The sequence below is a fragment of the Pseudomonas sp. NFIX49 genome (genome assembly GCF_900115915.1).
GTDB lineage: Bacteria > Pseudomonadota > Gammaproteobacteria > Pseudomonadales > Pseudomonadaceae > Aquipseudomonas > Aquipseudomonas pharyngis.
The window spans coordinates 168,553-184,787 of record NZ_FOYE01000002.1 but is presented as its reverse complement, the minus strand read 5'-3'; the positions used below and the strand labels follow the sequence as shown (position 1 = coordinate 184,787).

15 protein-coding genes are annotated in these 16,235 nt (G+C 63.3%); 13 read left to right on the top strand and 2 right to left on the bottom strand.

Features of this window, described 5'->3' with window-relative positions:
* Window positions 1–125 precede the first annotated feature (125 nt).
* From BMZ46_RS05245 to BMZ46_RS05205, 9 genes are all read left to right on the top strand, one after another.
* Entirely contained in the window at window positions 126–1,031 is a 906-nt protein-coding gene (locus BMZ46_RS05245) for an acyl-CoA dehydrogenase middle domain-containing protein (RefSeq protein WP_074691047.1), read from the top strand.
* Window positions 1,032–1,062: 31 nt separating this feature from the next.
* The gene (locus tag BMZ46_RS05240) at window positions 1,063–2,142 is read left to right on the top strand and encodes a serine hydrolase domain-containing protein (RefSeq protein ID WP_074691048.1); all 1,080 of its coding nucleotides are present in this window, start codon (window positions 1,063–1,065) and stop codon (window positions 2,140–2,142) included.
* On the top strand, window positions 2,139–2,441 hold the full coding sequence (locus tag BMZ46_RS05235) for an amidase (RefSeq protein ID WP_074691049.1): 303 nt from the start codon (window positions 2,139–2,141) through the stop codon (window positions 2,439–2,441). The genes BMZ46_RS05240 and BMZ46_RS05235 overlap by 4 nt, the downstream gene beginning before the upstream one ends.
* 143 nt (window positions 2,442–2,584) lie before the next feature.
* Window positions 2,585–3,760 carry a M20 aminoacylase family protein gene (locus BMZ46_RS05230; RefSeq protein WP_074691050.1) on the top strand — a complete coding sequence of 392 codons (1,176 nt, stop codon included), beginning with the start codon at window positions 2,585–2,587 and terminating at the stop codon, window positions 3,758–3,760.
* Window positions 3,761–3,839: 79 nt separating this feature from the next.
* Entirely contained in the window at window positions 3,840–5,150 is a 1,311-nt protein-coding gene (locus BMZ46_RS05225; RefSeq protein WP_064594013.1) for a citrate-proton symporter, read from the top strand.
* Complete coding sequence (locus BMZ46_RS05220; protein WP_074691051.1) at window positions 5,147–6,604, top strand: amidase; 1,458 nt, start codon at window positions 5,147–5,149, stop codon at window positions 6,602–6,604. Before BMZ46_RS05225 ends, BMZ46_RS05220 begins: the two co-directional genes overlap by 4 nt.
* Window positions 6,605–6,663: 59 nt before the next feature.
* Window positions 6,664–7,434, top strand: a complete 771-nt coding sequence (locus BMZ46_RS05215) for an IclR family transcriptional regulator (protein WP_039771471.1) — start codon at window positions 6,664–6,666, stop codon at window positions 7,432–7,434.
* Between the two features lie 81 nt (window positions 7,435–7,515).
* On the top strand, window positions 7,516–8,106 hold the full coding sequence (locus BMZ46_RS05210; protein WP_039771474.1) for a YceI family protein: 591 nt from the start codon (window positions 7,516–7,518) through the stop codon (window positions 8,104–8,106).
* Between the two features lies 1 nt (window position 8,107).
* Complete coding sequence (locus BMZ46_RS05205) at window positions 8,108–9,265, top strand: phospholipase D-like domain-containing protein (RefSeq protein ID WP_074691052.1); 1,158 nt, start codon at window positions 8,108–8,110, stop codon at window positions 9,263–9,265.
* 164 nt (window positions 9,266–9,429) lie between these two features.
* Here the strand turns inward: BMZ46_RS05205 and bglX are convergent, their stop codons facing one another.
* Entirely contained in the window at window positions 9,430–11,721 is a 2,292-nt protein-coding gene (gene bglX / locus BMZ46_RS05200; RefSeq protein WP_074691053.1) for a beta-glucosidase BglX, read from the bottom strand.
* 260 nt (window positions 11,722–11,981) lie between these two features.
* Here bglX and BMZ46_RS05195 point away from each other — a divergent pair, with 260 nt between their 5' ends.
* The 4 genes from BMZ46_RS05195 to BMZ46_RS05180 all read left to right on the top strand — a co-directional run bounded on the left by BMZ46_RS05195 (window position 11,982) and on the right by BMZ46_RS05180 (window position 15,325).
* Window positions 11,982–12,590: a LemA family protein gene (locus tag BMZ46_RS05195; RefSeq protein WP_074691054.1), complete on the top strand. Its 609-nt coding sequence runs from the start codon at window positions 11,982–11,984 to the stop codon at window positions 12,588–12,590.
* A gap of 13 nt (window positions 12,591–12,603) precedes the next feature.
* Window positions 12,604–13,356 (top strand): TPM domain-containing protein, encoded by a 753-nt coding sequence (locus BMZ46_RS05190; RefSeq protein WP_039771483.1) that lies wholly within the window; start codon window positions 12,604–12,606, stop codon window positions 13,354–13,356.
* A gap of 28 nt (window positions 13,357–13,384) precedes the next feature.
* Window positions 13,385–14,002, top strand: coding sequence for a TPM domain-containing protein (locus BMZ46_RS05185; RefSeq protein WP_039772747.1), 618 nt, complete (start codon window positions 13,385–13,387; stop codon window positions 14,000–14,002).
* A gap of 90 nt (window positions 14,003–14,092) precedes the next feature.
* A complete protein-coding gene (locus BMZ46_RS05180; RefSeq protein WP_039772746.1) occupies window positions 14,093–15,325 on the top strand; it encodes a class I SAM-dependent methyltransferase in 1,233 nt (410 codons plus the stop codon).
* Here the strand turns inward: BMZ46_RS05180 and BMZ46_RS05175 are convergent.
* Window positions 15,315–16,229, bottom strand: coding sequence for a DMT family transporter (locus BMZ46_RS05175; RefSeq protein ID WP_074691055.1), 915 nt, complete (start codon window positions 16,227–16,229; stop codon window positions 15,315–15,317). The two genes, BMZ46_RS05180 and BMZ46_RS05175, sit on opposite strands and share 11 nt — an antisense overlap.
* Window positions 16,230–16,235 lie beyond the last annotated feature (6 nt).

The window sequence follows — 16,235 nt, the reverse complement described above, 5'->3', positions numbered from 1 at the left end:
TCATGGGTTGCAGCCGATCGACTTTCTTTATGCAGCCGTGTTGTGCAAAGTCAGGCTATGTAGCCCCGGTGTCATCGCCATGAATGTTTGGTGATGCTTATATGACAGCCCACAAGGAGCCTCTGATGACCTGGTCGACCCTGCTGGAATGCCGCGAACGCCTGCCCGCCGTTGCCGACCTGGCGGAGGGTTTCGCCACGTTGCTGCATCAACTGGGCAGCGTGACGCCGTTCGAACTGGCGGTGGCGGGAGGGCGGCGGATGGCGACGCCGGGGCTGGCGTTTCTGGTGGGTTATCAGGCGGCGCTGCGCATGCTCTGGCCGAGCGCGCCGCCGAGCCTCGGTGCGATGTGCGCGACCGAGCAGCGCAGCCTGCGCCCGGCGGACATGCAGACCCGGCTCACGGATCTGCGCCTCACCGGGCAAAAGGATTTCGTCACCGCCGGCGATGCGGCGGACTGGCTGCTGATCGCCGCGCGCAGTGAACAACCCGGCGAATCACCGCGCCTGAGCCTGGCGGTGGTGTACCCCGGCGAACCCGGCGTGCGGGTGGAAAAACTCCCGGCGCTGCCGTTGATGCCGGATATCAGCCATGGCCGGTTGCATCTCGACGATGCGTTGTGCGAGTTGCTCGCCGGGGACGGTTGGGATGCTTATGTCAAACCGTTCCGCACCCTTGAAGACGTTTACGTGTTGAGTGCAATGACCGCGTGGTTGTGCGGCGTCGGTCAGGACAGCGGCTGGCCGCAGCCGCTGCAATTGCGCTTGCTGGCGCTGTTGGCCGGATGTGCGGAAGTCAGTCGGCAGCCGCCGAACAATCCGGCGGGGCATGTGTTGCTCGGCGGATTGTTTGCGCAGTTCGACGGGCTCAAACCGGAGGTTGATCAGGCACTGCGCGACGGCAATCCCGAATGGGCGGCGATGTGGCAGCGCGATCAATCAGTCATGCAACTGGCGGCAGGCGCGCGGGCCAAGCGTCTGGCCAAGGCGTTGGCGGCAAACCAAAACACATCTGTCATGAACGCCGGCTAGTCTTCTCAGGTTCATCCCCAGAGCCCTCACCATGTTCAAAGGCCTGTCCCTGTTTCTGCTGCTGATCAGCTTCACGGTTCAGGCCGAACAATGGCCGGGCGAGCAATGGCCGACCGGCGCGAAACTCACCGGCCCAGCCGTCGAGGCACTGGAGGCCTATGCCTTCCCGACCCGCGATGACAACACCCGCCAAGGCATCCGCACCGACGCCTTGCTGGTGATCCGCGACGGTCAGCTCATCTACGAACGCTACGCCGCCGCGACCACCGCCGACACCCCGCACCTGACCTGGTCGATCAGCAAAAGCCTGATGGCCACGGTGCTCGGCGTGGCGTACGGCGAAGGCCTGTTCAAGCTCGATGATCCCGTCGCGAAGTTCTACCCGACGCTGGAAAAACACCCGGCCATCACCCTCAAGGATCTGCTGCACTGGGCCTCGGGTATCGACTGGCAGGAAGACTACGAATACGCCCCGCTGAAATCCTCGGTGGTGGCGATGCTCTACACCCGTGGCCACCGCGACATGGCCGCCTTCACCGCCGATCACGACAGCTACGCGCCAGCGGGCCAGGCGTTCCGTTATTCCAGCGGCGACAGCAATCTGTTGGCGGCGGCGCTGAAAACCATCGTCGGCCCACAGCGTTATCCCGACTATCCGTGGACAGCGCTTTTCGATCCCTTGGGCATCCGCCATGCCACGTGGGAAACCGACGCCACCGGCACCTTCGTCGCCTCTTCCTACGCTTATATGACCGCCCGGGATCTGGCGCGAATCGGCCTGCTGATGGAACGGGACGGACGCTGGAACGACCGGCAGTTGTTGCCCAAGGATTGGGTCGCCTTCAACCGCCAACCCTTCGCCGGCTACAAGGCCCATCAGGATGAAGCCGTGCCCGGCGGCCAGTGGTGGCTCAATCGCCCGGCAGACGGCGCGCCGACGCCATGGCCCGACGCACCGCCCGACACCTTCGCCGCCCTCGGCCACTGGGGCCAGGCGCTGTACGTGATTCCGAGCGAAAAACTGCTGATCGTGCGCTACGCCGATGACCGCGACGGCAGCTATCGCCACAACGAATTGCTCAAGCGCGTGCTCGGGGCGGTGCGGCCATGAAACTGTTCAGACGTGTTCTGCTGGTTCTGTTAATCGTGCTGCTGGGCTGGGGCTGGCACGAGCGCGAAAACCTGTGGGCCTTCCCGGACATCATCAGCGCCTACACCGCCAAGGAATATTGTTCGTGCCGCTACGTGATGAACAACGACGCCGAATATTGCCGGGGCTACGTGAAGCAGTGGCTGCCCAGTGAACTGACCGATGACCGCACACAAAAGATCGTCACCGCCAGCGGCCTGGGACGCAGCAACAGCGCCCAATGGCAAGGCGAACGCCAGGGCTGTCGCCTGAAACCCTGATCCGGTTCCACCCTGTGGAACCACATTCGATTGTCCTCTCGCGTGTCTCGCGGTTATCTGGCGGTGAGCACGACCTGCCGTTCACGTGTCGTGAAACAACACCGAACAAAAAGACCGGGAACACCCGCGCGAGGAGATCCGTCATGCCCCGACATCAGCACATTCTGGCCTGGCTCAACGACGTGGCCGGCGACCTGCACGCCACCCGCCAGGACATTCACGCCCACCCTGAACTCGGTTTCGAAGAAAGCCGCACCTCGGCGCTGGTCGCCAGGTCGCTGGAAGAGTGGGGATATGAAGTTCACACCGGGGTCGGCAAGACCGGCGTGGTCGGCGTGCTGCGCAACGGCAGCAGCACACGCAAGCTCGGGCTGCGGGCCGACATGGATGCGCTGCCGATCATCGAGAACACCGGCGTCGCCTACAGCAGCCGGCATCAAGGCTGCATGCACGCCTGCGGCCACGACGGGCACACCGCGATGTTGCTCGGTGCGGCGCGTTATCTGGCGGCGACCCGCCAGTTCGACGGCACCCTGACGCTGATTTTTCAGCCGGCTGAAGAGGGCCAGGGCGGCGCCGAAGCGATGCTCGCCGATGGCCTGCTCGAACGCTTCCCGTGCGATGCGCTGTTCGGCATGCACAACATGCCGGGCCTGCCGGCGGGGCATCTGGGCTTTCGCGAAGGGCCGATGATGGCTTCGCAGGACTTGCTCACCGTGACCATCGAAGGCGTCGGCGGCCACGGTTCGATGCCGCATCTGGCGGTGGATCCGTTGGTGGCCGCAGCCAGTGTGGTGATGGCTTTGCAAACCGTGGTCGCGCGCAACATCGATGCGCAGCAGGCGGCGGTGGTGACGGTCGGTGCGTTGCAAGCCGGCGAGGCGGCGAACGTGATTCCGCAACAGGCGATCCTGCGCCTGAGCCTGCGTGCACTGAACGCCGAAGTCCGCGTTCAGACACTGGACCGCGTGCGCTCGATCATCGAGTCCCAGGCCGAAAGCTTCGGCTGCACCTCGACCATCGAACACCGCCCGGCCTACCCGGTGCTGGTCAACCACGCCGCCGAAACCGAGTTCGCTCGTCAGGTCGGCGTCGAACTGGTGGGCGCCGATGCCGTCGATGGCAACACTCCGAAACTGATGGGCAGCGAAGACTTCGCCTGGATGCTCCAGCGCTGCCCCGGCGCGTACCTGTTCATCGGCAACGGCGTGGCGCGGCCGATGGTGCATAACCCGGCGTACGATTTTAACGATGACATTCTGCTGACCGGCGCGGCGTATTGGGGCGCGCTCACCGAGAGCTGGCTCGAGCCGGCCTGATTTCTTCACTTTTTGCTGCCGCTGGAACGCAGGTGCGCACGTGCCTGCGTGGTCAACCCACAGCTTCTGGAGAATCCCCATGCAGACTTCGAACGCAGGCGTTTCGCGCACCCGGCAAGTGGTCGCCGCCGTCATCGGCAACGCCCTGGAATGGTACGACTTCATCGTTTACGGCTTTCTGGCGAGCATCATCGCCCGGCAGTTTTTCCCGTCCGACGACGACTACGCCTCGCTGCTGATGGCGCTGGCGACTTTCGGCGTCGGCTTTTTCATGCGCCCGGTGGGCGGCATCCTGCTCGGCATCTATTCCGACCGCAAAGGTCGCAAAGCCGCGATGCAGATGATCATCCGCCTGATGACCGTGTCCATCGCCCTGATCGCGTTCGCGCCGAACTACGCCGCCATCGGCATGGGCGCGCCGCTGCTGATCGTGGTGGCGCGAATGCTTCAGGGCTTTGCCACGGGCGGTGAATATGCGAGCGCCACGGCGTTTCTGGTGGAGAGCGCACCGGCCCATCGCAAGGGTTTGTACGGCTCGTGGCAACTGGTCGGGCAATGCCTGGCGGTGTTCAGCGGCGCGGCGATGGTGGCGCTGGTCACGCACCTGTTTTCCCCCGAGGCGCTGGACAGTTGGGGCTGGCGGATTCCGTTCGTGCTCGGCCTGTTGATCGGCCCGGTGGGCTTGTGGATTCGCAAGCACATGGAAGAACCGGAAGAATTTCTCGAAGCGCGCAAGAAAGCCAAAGGCGCAGCACCGGGCCTGTGGCAGGTGCTGCGCGAACATCGCCGCAGCCTGTTGGTGTCGATGGGCCTGGCGTGCGGCGCGACGGTATCGTTTTACGTAGTGCTGGTGAACATGCCGACCTTCGCCCACAAGAACCTCGGCCTGCCGTTGGATCAGGTGTTGCTGGTGCAGATGCTGGCGGTGGGGTTGATGACCGTGGTGATTCCATTGTCCGGCGCGCTGTCGGATCGCCTCGGTCGGCGGCCGGTGCTGATGGCCTTCACCCTGGCGTTCTTCGTCATGGTTTATCCGCTGTATGTGTGGGTCGCGGCAGCGCCTTCGATCGAGCGCTTGCTGGTGATGCAACTGCTGCTGTGCGCAGCGATTGGCGGGTTCTTCGGCCCGGCTCCGACGGCGCTGGCCGAGCAGTTTCCGATTGAGGTGCGCTCCACCGGCGTGTCGGTGGCCTACAACGTGGCGGTGATGGTGTTCGGTGGTTTTGCGCCGCTGATCGTCACCTGGCTGAGTAAAGTTCTGAACACCCCGGTGGCGCCGTCGTTCTATGTCTTGTTCGCTTGCCTGCTGACCCTGCTCGGTACTTACTGTTTGCAGGAGGCTCCACGCGCGAAGAAATCCGTTGCGCTCAACCTGGGAGTGAAGCCGTGAGTCCGTTGGCCATTGATCCGATTGTCGCCCTCGACGCCGATGCGCTGTCCCGGGCGATCCATGCCCGCAAGGTGTCGTGCCGCGAGGTGATGCAGGCGTATCTGACGCACATCGACCGTTTCAATCCGGCGGTCAACGCGCTGGTCTCGCTGCGCCCTCAGGACGTGTTGTTAAGCGAGGCCGATGAGTGTGACCGGCAACTGGATCGCGGCGAGTCCCGAGGCTGGATGCACGGCATGCCCCAGGCGATCAAGGATCTGGCGGCCACCGCCGGATTGCGCACGACCCTCGGCTCGCCGCTGTTCGCCGAGCAAGTGCCGCAGCACGATGCGATCAGTGTGGCGCGGGTGCGCGACTGTGGCGCGATCATCATCGGCAAAAGCAACGTCCCGGAGTTCGGTCTCGGTTCGCAGACCTACAACAGCGTGTTCGGCACCACCACCAACGCCTACGATCCGGGCCTGATCGCCGGCGGCAGCAGCGGCGGGGCAGCGGTGGCACTGGCCCTGCGCCTGCTGCCGGTGGCCGACGGCAGTGACATGATGGGCTCGCTGCGTAACCCGGCGGCGTTCAACAACGTGTTCGGCTTCCGCCCGTCCCAAGGGCGTGTGCCCCATGGGCCGATGCCGGAAGTGTTCGTCCAGCAACTGGCCACCGAAGGGCCGATGGGGCGCACGGTCACCGACGTCGCGCGATTGCTCTCGACCCAGGCCGGCTACGATCCGCGCGTGCCGCTATCGCTGGCCGATGAACCACGGGACTTCAGCCTGGATCTGCAACAGGACTGCAACGGCCTGCGCCTCGGCTGGCTCGGCGATTACAACGGCTATCTGCCGATGGACGATGGCGTGTTGAGCCTGTGCGAGTCGGCGCTGGCGGATTTCAGTGCGCTGGGCTGTCAGGTCGAGGCCTGCCAGCCGGACTTTTCCATGGAGCGCCTGTGGCAGACCTGGCTCACCCACCGGCATTTTCTGGTGCAGGGCAGCCTCGGCGCGGCGTATGCCGATCCGCAAAAACGGTCATTGCTCAAACCCGAAGCGCAATGGGAAATCGAGGGCGGTCTGCGTCTGACCGCTGCCGAGGTCTATCAGGCGTCGGTCGCGCGCAGCGAGTGGTATCGCGCGTTGAGCGAGTTGTTCGAGCGTTACGATTTCCTGCTGCTGCCCACCGCCCAGGTGTTCCCTTTTGATGCACAGCAAGCGTGGCCGCGAGTCGTCGGCGGGCAGACCATGGACACCTATCACCGCTGGATGGAAGTGGTAATAGGCCCGACGTTGGCGGGGTTGCCGAGCATCAGCGTGCCGGTGGGTTTCAACCCGGCCGGGTTGCCGATGGGCCTGCAAATCATCGGCCCGGCCCAGGCGGATCGGGCGGTGCTGCAACTGGCCTACGCTCATGAACAACTGACCCGCTGGGTCGAACGGCGACCGCCGGCATGCCTGCAATCGGCCTGAGCGGCCCGCATCTTGCTGCACGAAGTGATCTTTCATCCGTATCCATGGAGGTCGAACACATGGGCAGCAAGGCAGACACCGGCAGCGTGCGCTCGGTCGAACGGGCGCTGGCCATCGTCGAGTTGCTTGGCGAGCATCAGGCGTTGGGGCTGGAAGAGTTGCACTACCTGACAACCCTGCCCAAGGCCACGGTGTCGCGGATGCTCGCGACCTTGCAGGAGCAGGGCTGGATCTATCGCGGCCTCAGCGACCGCCGCTACCGGTTGTGCGCCAAACGGCTGTTCGGTGATCGTCAGCAACGTTTCAAACGCCACCTGGTGGAAAGCGCCGCGCCGATGCTGCTGGAGCTCAGCGAGCGCACCGGGCTGGTGGCGGATCTGTCGTGCTTCGACGGCGAACGGGTTGAAGTGATGGAAAGTGCGATCCCGCAGGTGTTGCGCAAGCGCTATCCAACCAACTGCCAGATCGTCGGCCATCACGCCAGCCTGTTTCATTCGGCGATGGGCCGCGCCTGCCTTGGCGAGCTCGACAGCCAGGACGTAAAGCGCTTGGCCGAACGCGAACAGTTAGCGGATGACGGAGTGTTGCAGGCCACCGAACAAGCCTTGCATCAGGGTTTCGGCCAGCGCACCGAAGGTTATTGGGAATACCCGGTGCGCCTGCCGTTCCTGATTCGCGCGGTGGCGTTGCCGATTTGTGCGCAAGGGCGGCTGGTCGGCAGCATGGCGCTGCACTGGCCGATGGATCAGGCGCCGGTGGAACGGGTGCTGAGCCTGCACCTCAACAGCCTCGCGTCGACCATCGGCGAGGTGCAGCAGGCATTGGCCTGAGTGTTTGCACAGACTGACAGTTTGCAATAACGCCAAGGCCAGTTAAGGTTCGTGCACGTTTATCGGCCCCACGAGTTTTCAATGTTCAACCGTTCTCTGTGCAACGCCTTCGCCGGCCTGCTGCTGGGCGCAGCTGTGCTGCCGGCCCAGGCCAATTGGTATCTGGACGGCGAGTCGTCGCGGCTGTCGTTCGTCAGCACGAAAAACGCCAACGTATCCGAAGTGCAGCGCTTTCTGGTGCTGCACGGCAAGGTCGATCCCGACGGGCGCGCCGTGGTCGAGGTCGAGCTGGACTCGATCAACAGCGGCATCCCCCTGCGCGACGAGCGCATGCGCAAGGAGTTGTTCCAGATCGAACAATTCCCCGAAGCGACCATCACCACCCAGATCGACCTGCGCCCGATCAACGATCTGGCCCCCGGCGCGCAGCTTGAATTGCGCCTGCCGCTGACCGTCAACCTGCACGGCAAACAGCATGAATACCCCGCCGAGCTGCTCGCCACGCGCCTCGATGACCGACGCTTTCAGGTGGTGACCCTGGAGCCGCTGGTGATCAGCGCCGAGGATTTCGATCTGCTGCCGGGCCTGGAAAGCCTGCGCAACATGGCCGGCCTGTCGGCCATCAGTCTGTCGGTGCCGGTGGGTGCGGTGCTGATCTTCACGGCGCGCTGACATGCGCGGCGCGGTGTTTCCGTGGCGTAATGGCAACCGCTTCGAGCTGTTGATCGACGGCCCGCAATTCTTCCCGCGCATGCTCGACGAGATTGCCCGCGCCCGCGAGCAGGTCGAACTGGAGCTGTATCTGGTGGAGGCCGGTGCCTGTGCCGAAACCATCGTGCAGGCGCTGGTACTGGCGGCGGAGCGGGGCGTGCGGGTGCGTTGCCTGTTCGATGATTACGGCAGCCTCGCCTTCACTCTCACGCTGCGCCGGCGGCTGACCGGGGCCGGGGTCGAGCTGCGTTTTTACAATCGGCTGAACTGGCGGCGCTGGGTCGGCAATTTCTATCGCGATCACCGCAAGCTGTTGTTGGTCGACCAGCGTCTGGCGGTGGTCGGTGGCACCGGGGTCACCGACGAGTTCTGGACGCCGGGCCACGACACCAGCGAATGGCACGAGGTCATGGTGCAGATCACCGGCCCGCTGGTGCTCGACTGGCAACTGCTGTTCGACCGTCAATGGATCGCCAACCGCCATCGCCGGGCCTGGAGGCCCAACGCGCATTTCGGCCTGCCACGGCTGCCCCGCGTGCCGGACACGGGCGAGGGCATGGGCCGCGTGGCCTACGCCGACGCCCGCCAGCATCGCGACATTCTGCAATCGCTGTTCCGCGCGCTGAACAGCGGCCAGCAGCGGATCTGGCTGGCCACACCGTACTTTCTGCCGACCTGGAAAATCCGCCGCTCCCTGCGCAAGGCTGCCGCCCGTGGCCTCGATGTACGTCTGCTGCTGACCGGGCCGCGTACCGATCATCCGTCGGTGCGTTATGCGGGGCATCGCTACTACCCGCGCCTGCTCAAGGCCGGGGTGAAAATCTACGAGTACCAGCCGTGTTTCCTGCACCTGAAAATGGTGCTGGTGGACGACTGGGTCAGCATCGGCTCGTGCAATTTCGATCACTGGAATCTGCGCTTCAATCTTGAGGCAAATCTGGAAGCGCTGGACCCGTCACTGACGGCAGCGGTGGCGGCGAGTTTCGAGAAGGACTTCGGCCTGAGTCAGCAGGTGAGCCTGGAGGAATGGCGGAAACGGCCACTGTGGCGGCGGGTGAAGCAGCGGATCTGGGGCTGGGTGGATCGGGTGGTGGTCAACTTGCTCGACAGACGCGGCTAAGCGCAATTGATCGTTCCCACGCAGAGCGTTGATCGTTCCCACGCTCCGCGTGGGAATGCAGCCCGGGACGCTCCGCGTCCCAAAGCGGACGCAGAGCGTCCATTGAGGCATTCCCACGCGGAGCGTGGGAACGATCGGTTACAGGTTTTGCAGCGCTTGGCTAATTACAGCAGTTCAAAGCTCTGCTGCGTCACGTCCTGGGAATCCAGGCCGATCTGCACGTTGAACTTGCCAGGCTCGGCCGCGTACTTGAGCTGGGCGTTGTAGAACTTCAGGTCATCTTCGGTGATGGTGAAGTGCACGACTTTCTGCTCGCCGGCCTTAAGCATGATTTTCTGGAAGTTCTTCAGCTCCTTGACCGGACGGATCATCGACCCGGTGACGTCCTGGATATACAGCTGCACCACGGTTTCGCCGTCACGCTTGCCGGTGTTCTTGACCATGACACTGGCGTCGAGCTTGCCAGTGGCGTTCAGGGTGGTCGAGGACAGCGCCATGTCAGTCAGACTGAAGTTGGTGTAGCTCAGGCCGAAACCGAACGGGAACAGCGGCCCGGTGGTGTCATCGAAATACTGCGAGGTGTAGTTGCCCGGTTTGCCCGGCGTGAACGGCCGGCCAATGCTCAGGTGGTTGTAGTAGGTCGGGATCTGGCCCACGGAGCGCGGGAAGGTCACCGGCAGTTTGCCCGACGGGTTGTAGTCGCCGAACAGCACGTCGGCGATGGCGTTGCCGCCCTCGGTGCCGCTGAACCAGGTTTCCAGAATCGCGTCGGCCTGTTCCTTCTCCTCGAGGATGGTCAGCGGACGGCCGTTCATCAGCACCAGCACCAACGGCTTGCCGGTGGCTTTCAGGGCACGGATCAGCTCGCGCTGGTTTTCCGGGATGTTCAGGTCGGTGCGGCTCGACGATTCGTGGGACATGCCACGGGACTCGCCCACGGCCGCGACCACCACGTCAGCATTCTTGGCGGCTTTCACCGCCTCGTCGATCAACACGTTGGCCGGGCGTGGGTCATCGACCACTTCCGGGGCGTCGAAGTTGAGGAAGTTCAGGTAGTCGAGCACCTTCTTGTCGCTGGTGATGTTGGCGCCACGGGCGTAGATCAGGTTCGCCTTGTCGCCGATCACATTGCTCATGCCGTCGAACAGGGTCACCGATTGCGCCGGACGACCGGCGGCGGCCCAACTGCCCATCATGTCGATCGGGGCCTTGGCCAGCGGGCCGACCAGCGCAACTTTGGCGGTTTTCTTCAGCGGCAGGGTTTCGTTCTGGTTTTTCAGCAGCACCAGGCTGCGACGCGCCACTTCACGGGCGTCGGCGCGGTGCAGGCGACTTTCGGCGTAGGTGTCGGCCGGATCGTCTTCAGCCTTGCCGATGCGCAGGTACGGATCCTTGAACAGGCCCATGTCGTACTTGGCGGCGAGCACTTCACGCACCGCGTTGTCGATGTCTTTCTGTTCGATCTCGCCGGACTTGAGCAGCCCCGGCAGCTCTTTGCCGTACAGGGTGTCGTTCATGCTCATGTCGATGCCGGCCTTTATCGCCAGCTTCGCCGCTTCACGACCGTCGCGGGCCACGCCGTGCTTGATCAGCTCGAAGATCGCGCCGTGGTCGCTGACCGCCAGGCCCTTGAAGCCCCAGTCCTTGCGCAGCAAGTCGTTCATCAGCCAGGTGTTGGCGGTGGCCGGGATGCCGTTGATCGAGTTCAACGCCACCATCACGCCGCCGGCGCCAGCGTCGATGGCTGCGCGGTACGGTGGCAGATAGTCCTGGTACATCTTCACCGGGCTCATGTCGACGGTGTTGTAGTCGCGACCGCCCTCGACCGCGCCGTACAGGGCGAAGTGCTTGACGCTGGCCATGATGCTGTCGGCCGCGCTCGGGGTCTCGCCCTGATAGGCCTTGACCATGACTTTGGCGATGCGTGAGGTCAGGTAGGTGTCTTCACCGAAACCTTCGGAGCTGCGGCCCCAGCGCGGGTCGCGGGAGATGTCGACCATTGGCGCGAAGGTGATGTCGAGGCTGTCGGCGGCGGCTTCCTTGGCGGCAACGCGCCCGGACTGGCCGATGGCGTCCATGTCCCAGCTCGACGCCAGGGCCAGCGGAATCGGGAAAATCGTACGGTGACCGTGGATCACGTCGTACGCGAAAAACATCGGGATCTTAAGACGGCTACGCATGGCAGCGTCCTGCATCGGACGGTTTTCCGGGCGGGTGATCGAGTTGAACGTGCCGCCGATGTTGCCGGCGGCGATCTCTTTACGAATCAGCTCGCGGGGCATTTCCGGGCCGATGCTGATCAGGCGCAACTGGCCGATTTTCTCGTCGAGGGTCATCTGTTTCATCAGATTACTGATGAACGCATCCTTGTTTTCCAGGGGGACCGGGGTCGTGGCGGCCAGTACTTGATGACTGGCCAGGCTGACGAACAGGCCCAGCAAACACAGCTTCTTCATGAATAGTTTTCTCAAGGGCCTAAACGGCGTTACAACACCGGCCAGCCAAAATGTAGGGAGCGACTATTGTTGTTCGGGTGCTGATTCAGAAAACGACAGCCGAATGTACGTCGAACGTTTCGGCGACGTGATCGCGCAGGGCCTCTTTTTAGCCCATCGGCCCGCCGCAATCCAGTGGCGGGGGCGATTATGCCCCAACCGTCGGCTGAGAATGTTTCGCGATTCATTATTCATGAAATGTGCAAGGGAGCACCCGTCCGATGAATGTCAGTCCTGTCTACCGCTCGCGTTTGCAGGTCGTCACCCTGCTGGTGCTGGCCACGTTGTTGACCGCCTGCGGCATCAACAACATCCCCACCCTCGACGAACAGGCCAAGGCTGCCTGGGGCCAGGTGCAGAACCAGTACCAGCGGCGCGCCGACCTGATCCCCAATCTGGTGGAAACCGTGAAGGGCTATGCCAAACACGAGGAAGCAACCCTGACGGCGGTTATCGAGGCGCGGGCCAAGGCGACGTCGATCCAGGTCGATGCCAGCACTCTCGACAATCCGGAAAAACTCAAGCAGTTCCAGCAGGCCCAGGATCAGCTGACCGGTGCCTTGAGCCGGTTGATGGTGGTGTCCGAACGCTATCCGGACCTGAAAGCCAACCAGAACTTCCTCGCCCTGCAATCGCAACTTGAGGGCACGGAAAACCGCATCGCCGTGGCGCGTCGGGATTTCATTCTGGCGGTGCAGAAATACAACACCGAGATCCGCACCTTTCCCGGTCGTCTGTGGCACAGCGTGATGTACAGCAATTTGCCGATCCGCGAGACCTTCGAAGCCACCAGCCCCGGCGCGGACAAGGCCCCGGAAGTGAAGTTCTGAGCCGGGGATGCCCATGCGTGTGTTGAAGATGGGCCTGGTGCTGATGCTGTGGCTGTTTGCCGTCAGCGCCCGGGCCGAGTTGACCTTTCCGGCGCTGACCGGGCGGGTGGTGGACGAGGCGCAGATGATCGAGCCGTCGGTGCGCACGCAACTGAGCCAGCAGTTGCAGGCCCACGAGCAGGCGACCGGCGAACAGTTGGTGGTGGTGACGTTACCGAATCTGCAAGGCGCCACCATTGAGGACTATGGCGTCGAACTCGGCCGGCATTGGGGCATCGGCCAGAAGGACAAGAACAACGGCGCCCTGTTGATCGTCGCCCGGGACGAGCGCAAATTGCGCATCGAAGTCGGCTACGGGCTGGAGGACCGGCTGACCGACGCCCAGAGCTCGGTGATCATCCATCAGGTGATCACGCCGTCGTTCAAGGCCGGCAATTTCAGCAAGGGCATCAGCGACGGTGTGGCGGCGATGCTGGTGGTGCTCGGCGGCAATCCGCTGGACGAGCCGTCCACGGTGTATGAATCGGCCGGCGATCCTGCGGATGATTTTGTCTCGCGGCACCCGGCATTGTTCGTATTTCTGGTGATGTTGTTCATCCTGACTGTTTTTGTCTGCCAGATGCTCGGTATCCTTCCCGCCGGCCGGGGCGGCTCCGGAGGAGGGGGCGGCTTCGGTGGCGGTGGTTTTGGCGGCGGCGGTGGAGGCGGGGGCTTCAGCGGCGGCGGTGGCAGTTTCGGCGGGGGCGGTTCCTCCGGCGGCTGGTGATAACAATAATGAGCAGGCACTTCACGACATGGCATTACTGACTGAACACGAACAACGCAAGGTCGCCGAGGCCATCGCCCGAGTCGAGCGCGACACCGACGCCGAACTGGTGACGGTGCTCGCAGCCCGCGCCGACGACTACGCGTACATCCCGCTGCTGTGGGCCAGCCTGCTGGCGCTGGTGGTGCCGGGGATCGTGCATTACCTGACCGGCTGGCTGACCATGCACAGTCTGTTGCTGGTGCAGTGGGTCAGTTTTGTCGTGCTGTGCCTGGTGTTTCGCCTGCCCAGGGTCACCACTCATCTGATCCCGCGCCACGTCCGGCACTGGCGCGCCTCGAACCTGGCGCGGCGGCAGTTTCTCGAACAGAACCTGCATCACACGGTGGGCAGCACCGGCATGCTGATTTTTGTCTGCGAGGCGGAGCGGTACGTGGAAATTCTGGTGGATGAAGGGATTTCCAAAAAGCTGGATAACAAGAGCTGGGACTCGATTGTCGCGGCGTTTACCGAGCAGGTAAGGCAGGGGCAGACGCTGCAGGGCTTCGTCACTTGTATCGAGGCGTGCGGCGAGTTGCTGAAGGTGCATGTGCCGGTGACGCAGGTCAGGAATGAGTTGCCGAATCGGTTGGTGGTGTTGGGATAAGCCGTTCGGGAAATTAGCCGTGCCCTCGAACGCCATCCCCCCTAAACTAGCGCCCATTCCCGATTTGCCCGTCCGAGGCCGCTTTTTCCCATGTCCGTTACCGCTCCCTCCGCATCCGCCAAACCGGCGCCCGATCACCACACCCGGTTCATCGAGCTGCTGCAAACCAGCCTCGAACAGAACGGCTTCATCAAACTGGTGCTGGCCAAGTACGTCGGTGAAGAAGCGGATCTGCAGCGGATCATCATCAAACCGGTGACGGTCAAGGCGCAGCCGTGCCTGTCGTTCGTTTACCGCTACAAGACCCGCGACATCACCAAGAACCTGCCGCTGGACGAAGCGGTGGCGACGATTGCCGGGCTGCTGCCGGCGGCGTTCAAAAATGCGCATTTGCTGGCCCTGACTGACGAAGCCCAGCTCGAATACAGCAAAAAGGGCAAGAGCTCGCTGTTCATGAGCAAACCTCAGCAATTGCGTGAAGTGCCGTCCGCCGAGCACAACCGCGAGAAAAACCGCTTCCTCGATCTGAACCGACCGTTCCTCAAGGATCTGGGCGTGACCAACGCCCAGCATGAGCTGATCCCGGCGATGTCGCGCAAGTGGAAGCAGATCAACAAGTTCATCGAAGTCTTCAGCCACGCGCTGACCTCGTCGCCGCTGGCCATGGACAAACCGGTGCGGGTGGCGGATTTCGGTTCGGGCAAGGGGTATCTGACGTTCGCCATTCATGACTATTTGCGCAACACCCTGAAGGCCGAAGGCGAAGTCACCGGCGTCGAGTTGCGTGAAGAAATGGTCAACCTGTGCAACAGCGCCGCGCAGAAACTCGAACACCCGGGGCTGGTGTTCAAATGCGGTGATGTGCGCAGCGTGGCGCCGAGCGAGCTGGACGTGATGATCGCCCTGCATGCCTGCGACATCGCCACCGACTACGCGATCCACACCGGCATCCGCTCCGGCGCCTCGATCATCATGTGTTCGCCGTGCTGCCACAAACAGATCCGCTTGCAGATCCAGAGCCCGGCGCTGCTCAAGCCGATGCTGCAATACGGCCTGCACCTGGGCCAGCAGGCGGAAATGGTCACCGACAGCTTGCGTGCGCTGTTCCTTGAAGCCTGCGGTTACGAGACCAAGGTGTTCGAGTTCATCTCGCTGGACCACACCAACAAGAACAAGATGATCCTCGCCGTGAAGCGCGCCGAGCCGGTGGACCCGACTCAGTTGCTGGTGAAGATTCAGGAGTTGAAGGCGTTCTACCAGATCAGCGAGCACTGCCTCGAAACCCTGCTGCTCGCTGACGGCCTGCTGAAGCTCAAGGCTTGAGCTGAACCCCGGCCGGTAATGTGCCCGGTTGAGCCGGGCGCACCGCGGTCTTGCGCCCGAGCATCACCGTCGCGATCACCCCGCAGGCGAACAACCAGGTGATCGGCTCCACGTGTTCCCCAAAGAACAGCGCGGAAAACGCGATGGTGAAGAAGATCTGCAACAACTGGATCTGACTGACCCGGGCAATGCCCCCCATGGCCAGCCCGGCGTACCAGGCGAAGAAACCCAGGAACTGCGAAAACAGCGCGACGTAGCCGAAGGCCCACCAGGTTTTCGCCGACACCGCGCCCTGATGCTGGAAAGCCAGATAGAGCACCGGGCCGATCAGCAACGGCGTGGACAGCACCAGCGCCCAGCAGATCACCTGCCAGCCGCCCATCTCCCGGGCCAGGCGCCCGCCCTCGGCATAACCCAGACCACCCACCGCAATCGCACCCAACATCAACAAATCCCCGGCCTGAATGCTGCCGGCACCGGTGTACAACGCGTATCCCAGCACCAGCGCACTGCCCAGTGCGGCGCAGGCCCAGAAGGCTTTTGAAGGACGTTCATGGGACAACCACGCGGCATAAAGCGCCACGCACAACGGCTGCAAACCGTTGACCAGCGCGCCATGGGAGGCCGGCAAGGTCTGCATGGCCCACGCCGACAGCACCGGGAAACCGAGAATCACCCCGGCGATCACCAGGCTCAGGCCTTTGACCTGCTTCCAGGTCGGCCACTTTTCCCGTCGCCACATCAACAGCGCTGCTGCCGGCATTGCCGCGAACAACGCGCGGCCGAGGCCGTTGAGCAGCGGATGCAGTTCCTGCACCACGATGCGGGTGAAGGGCAGGGTAAGGCTGAAAATCACCACGCCGAGCAGGCCGAGGGCCATGCCGGTGTTTTCGCGCGAAGACATTGAGGG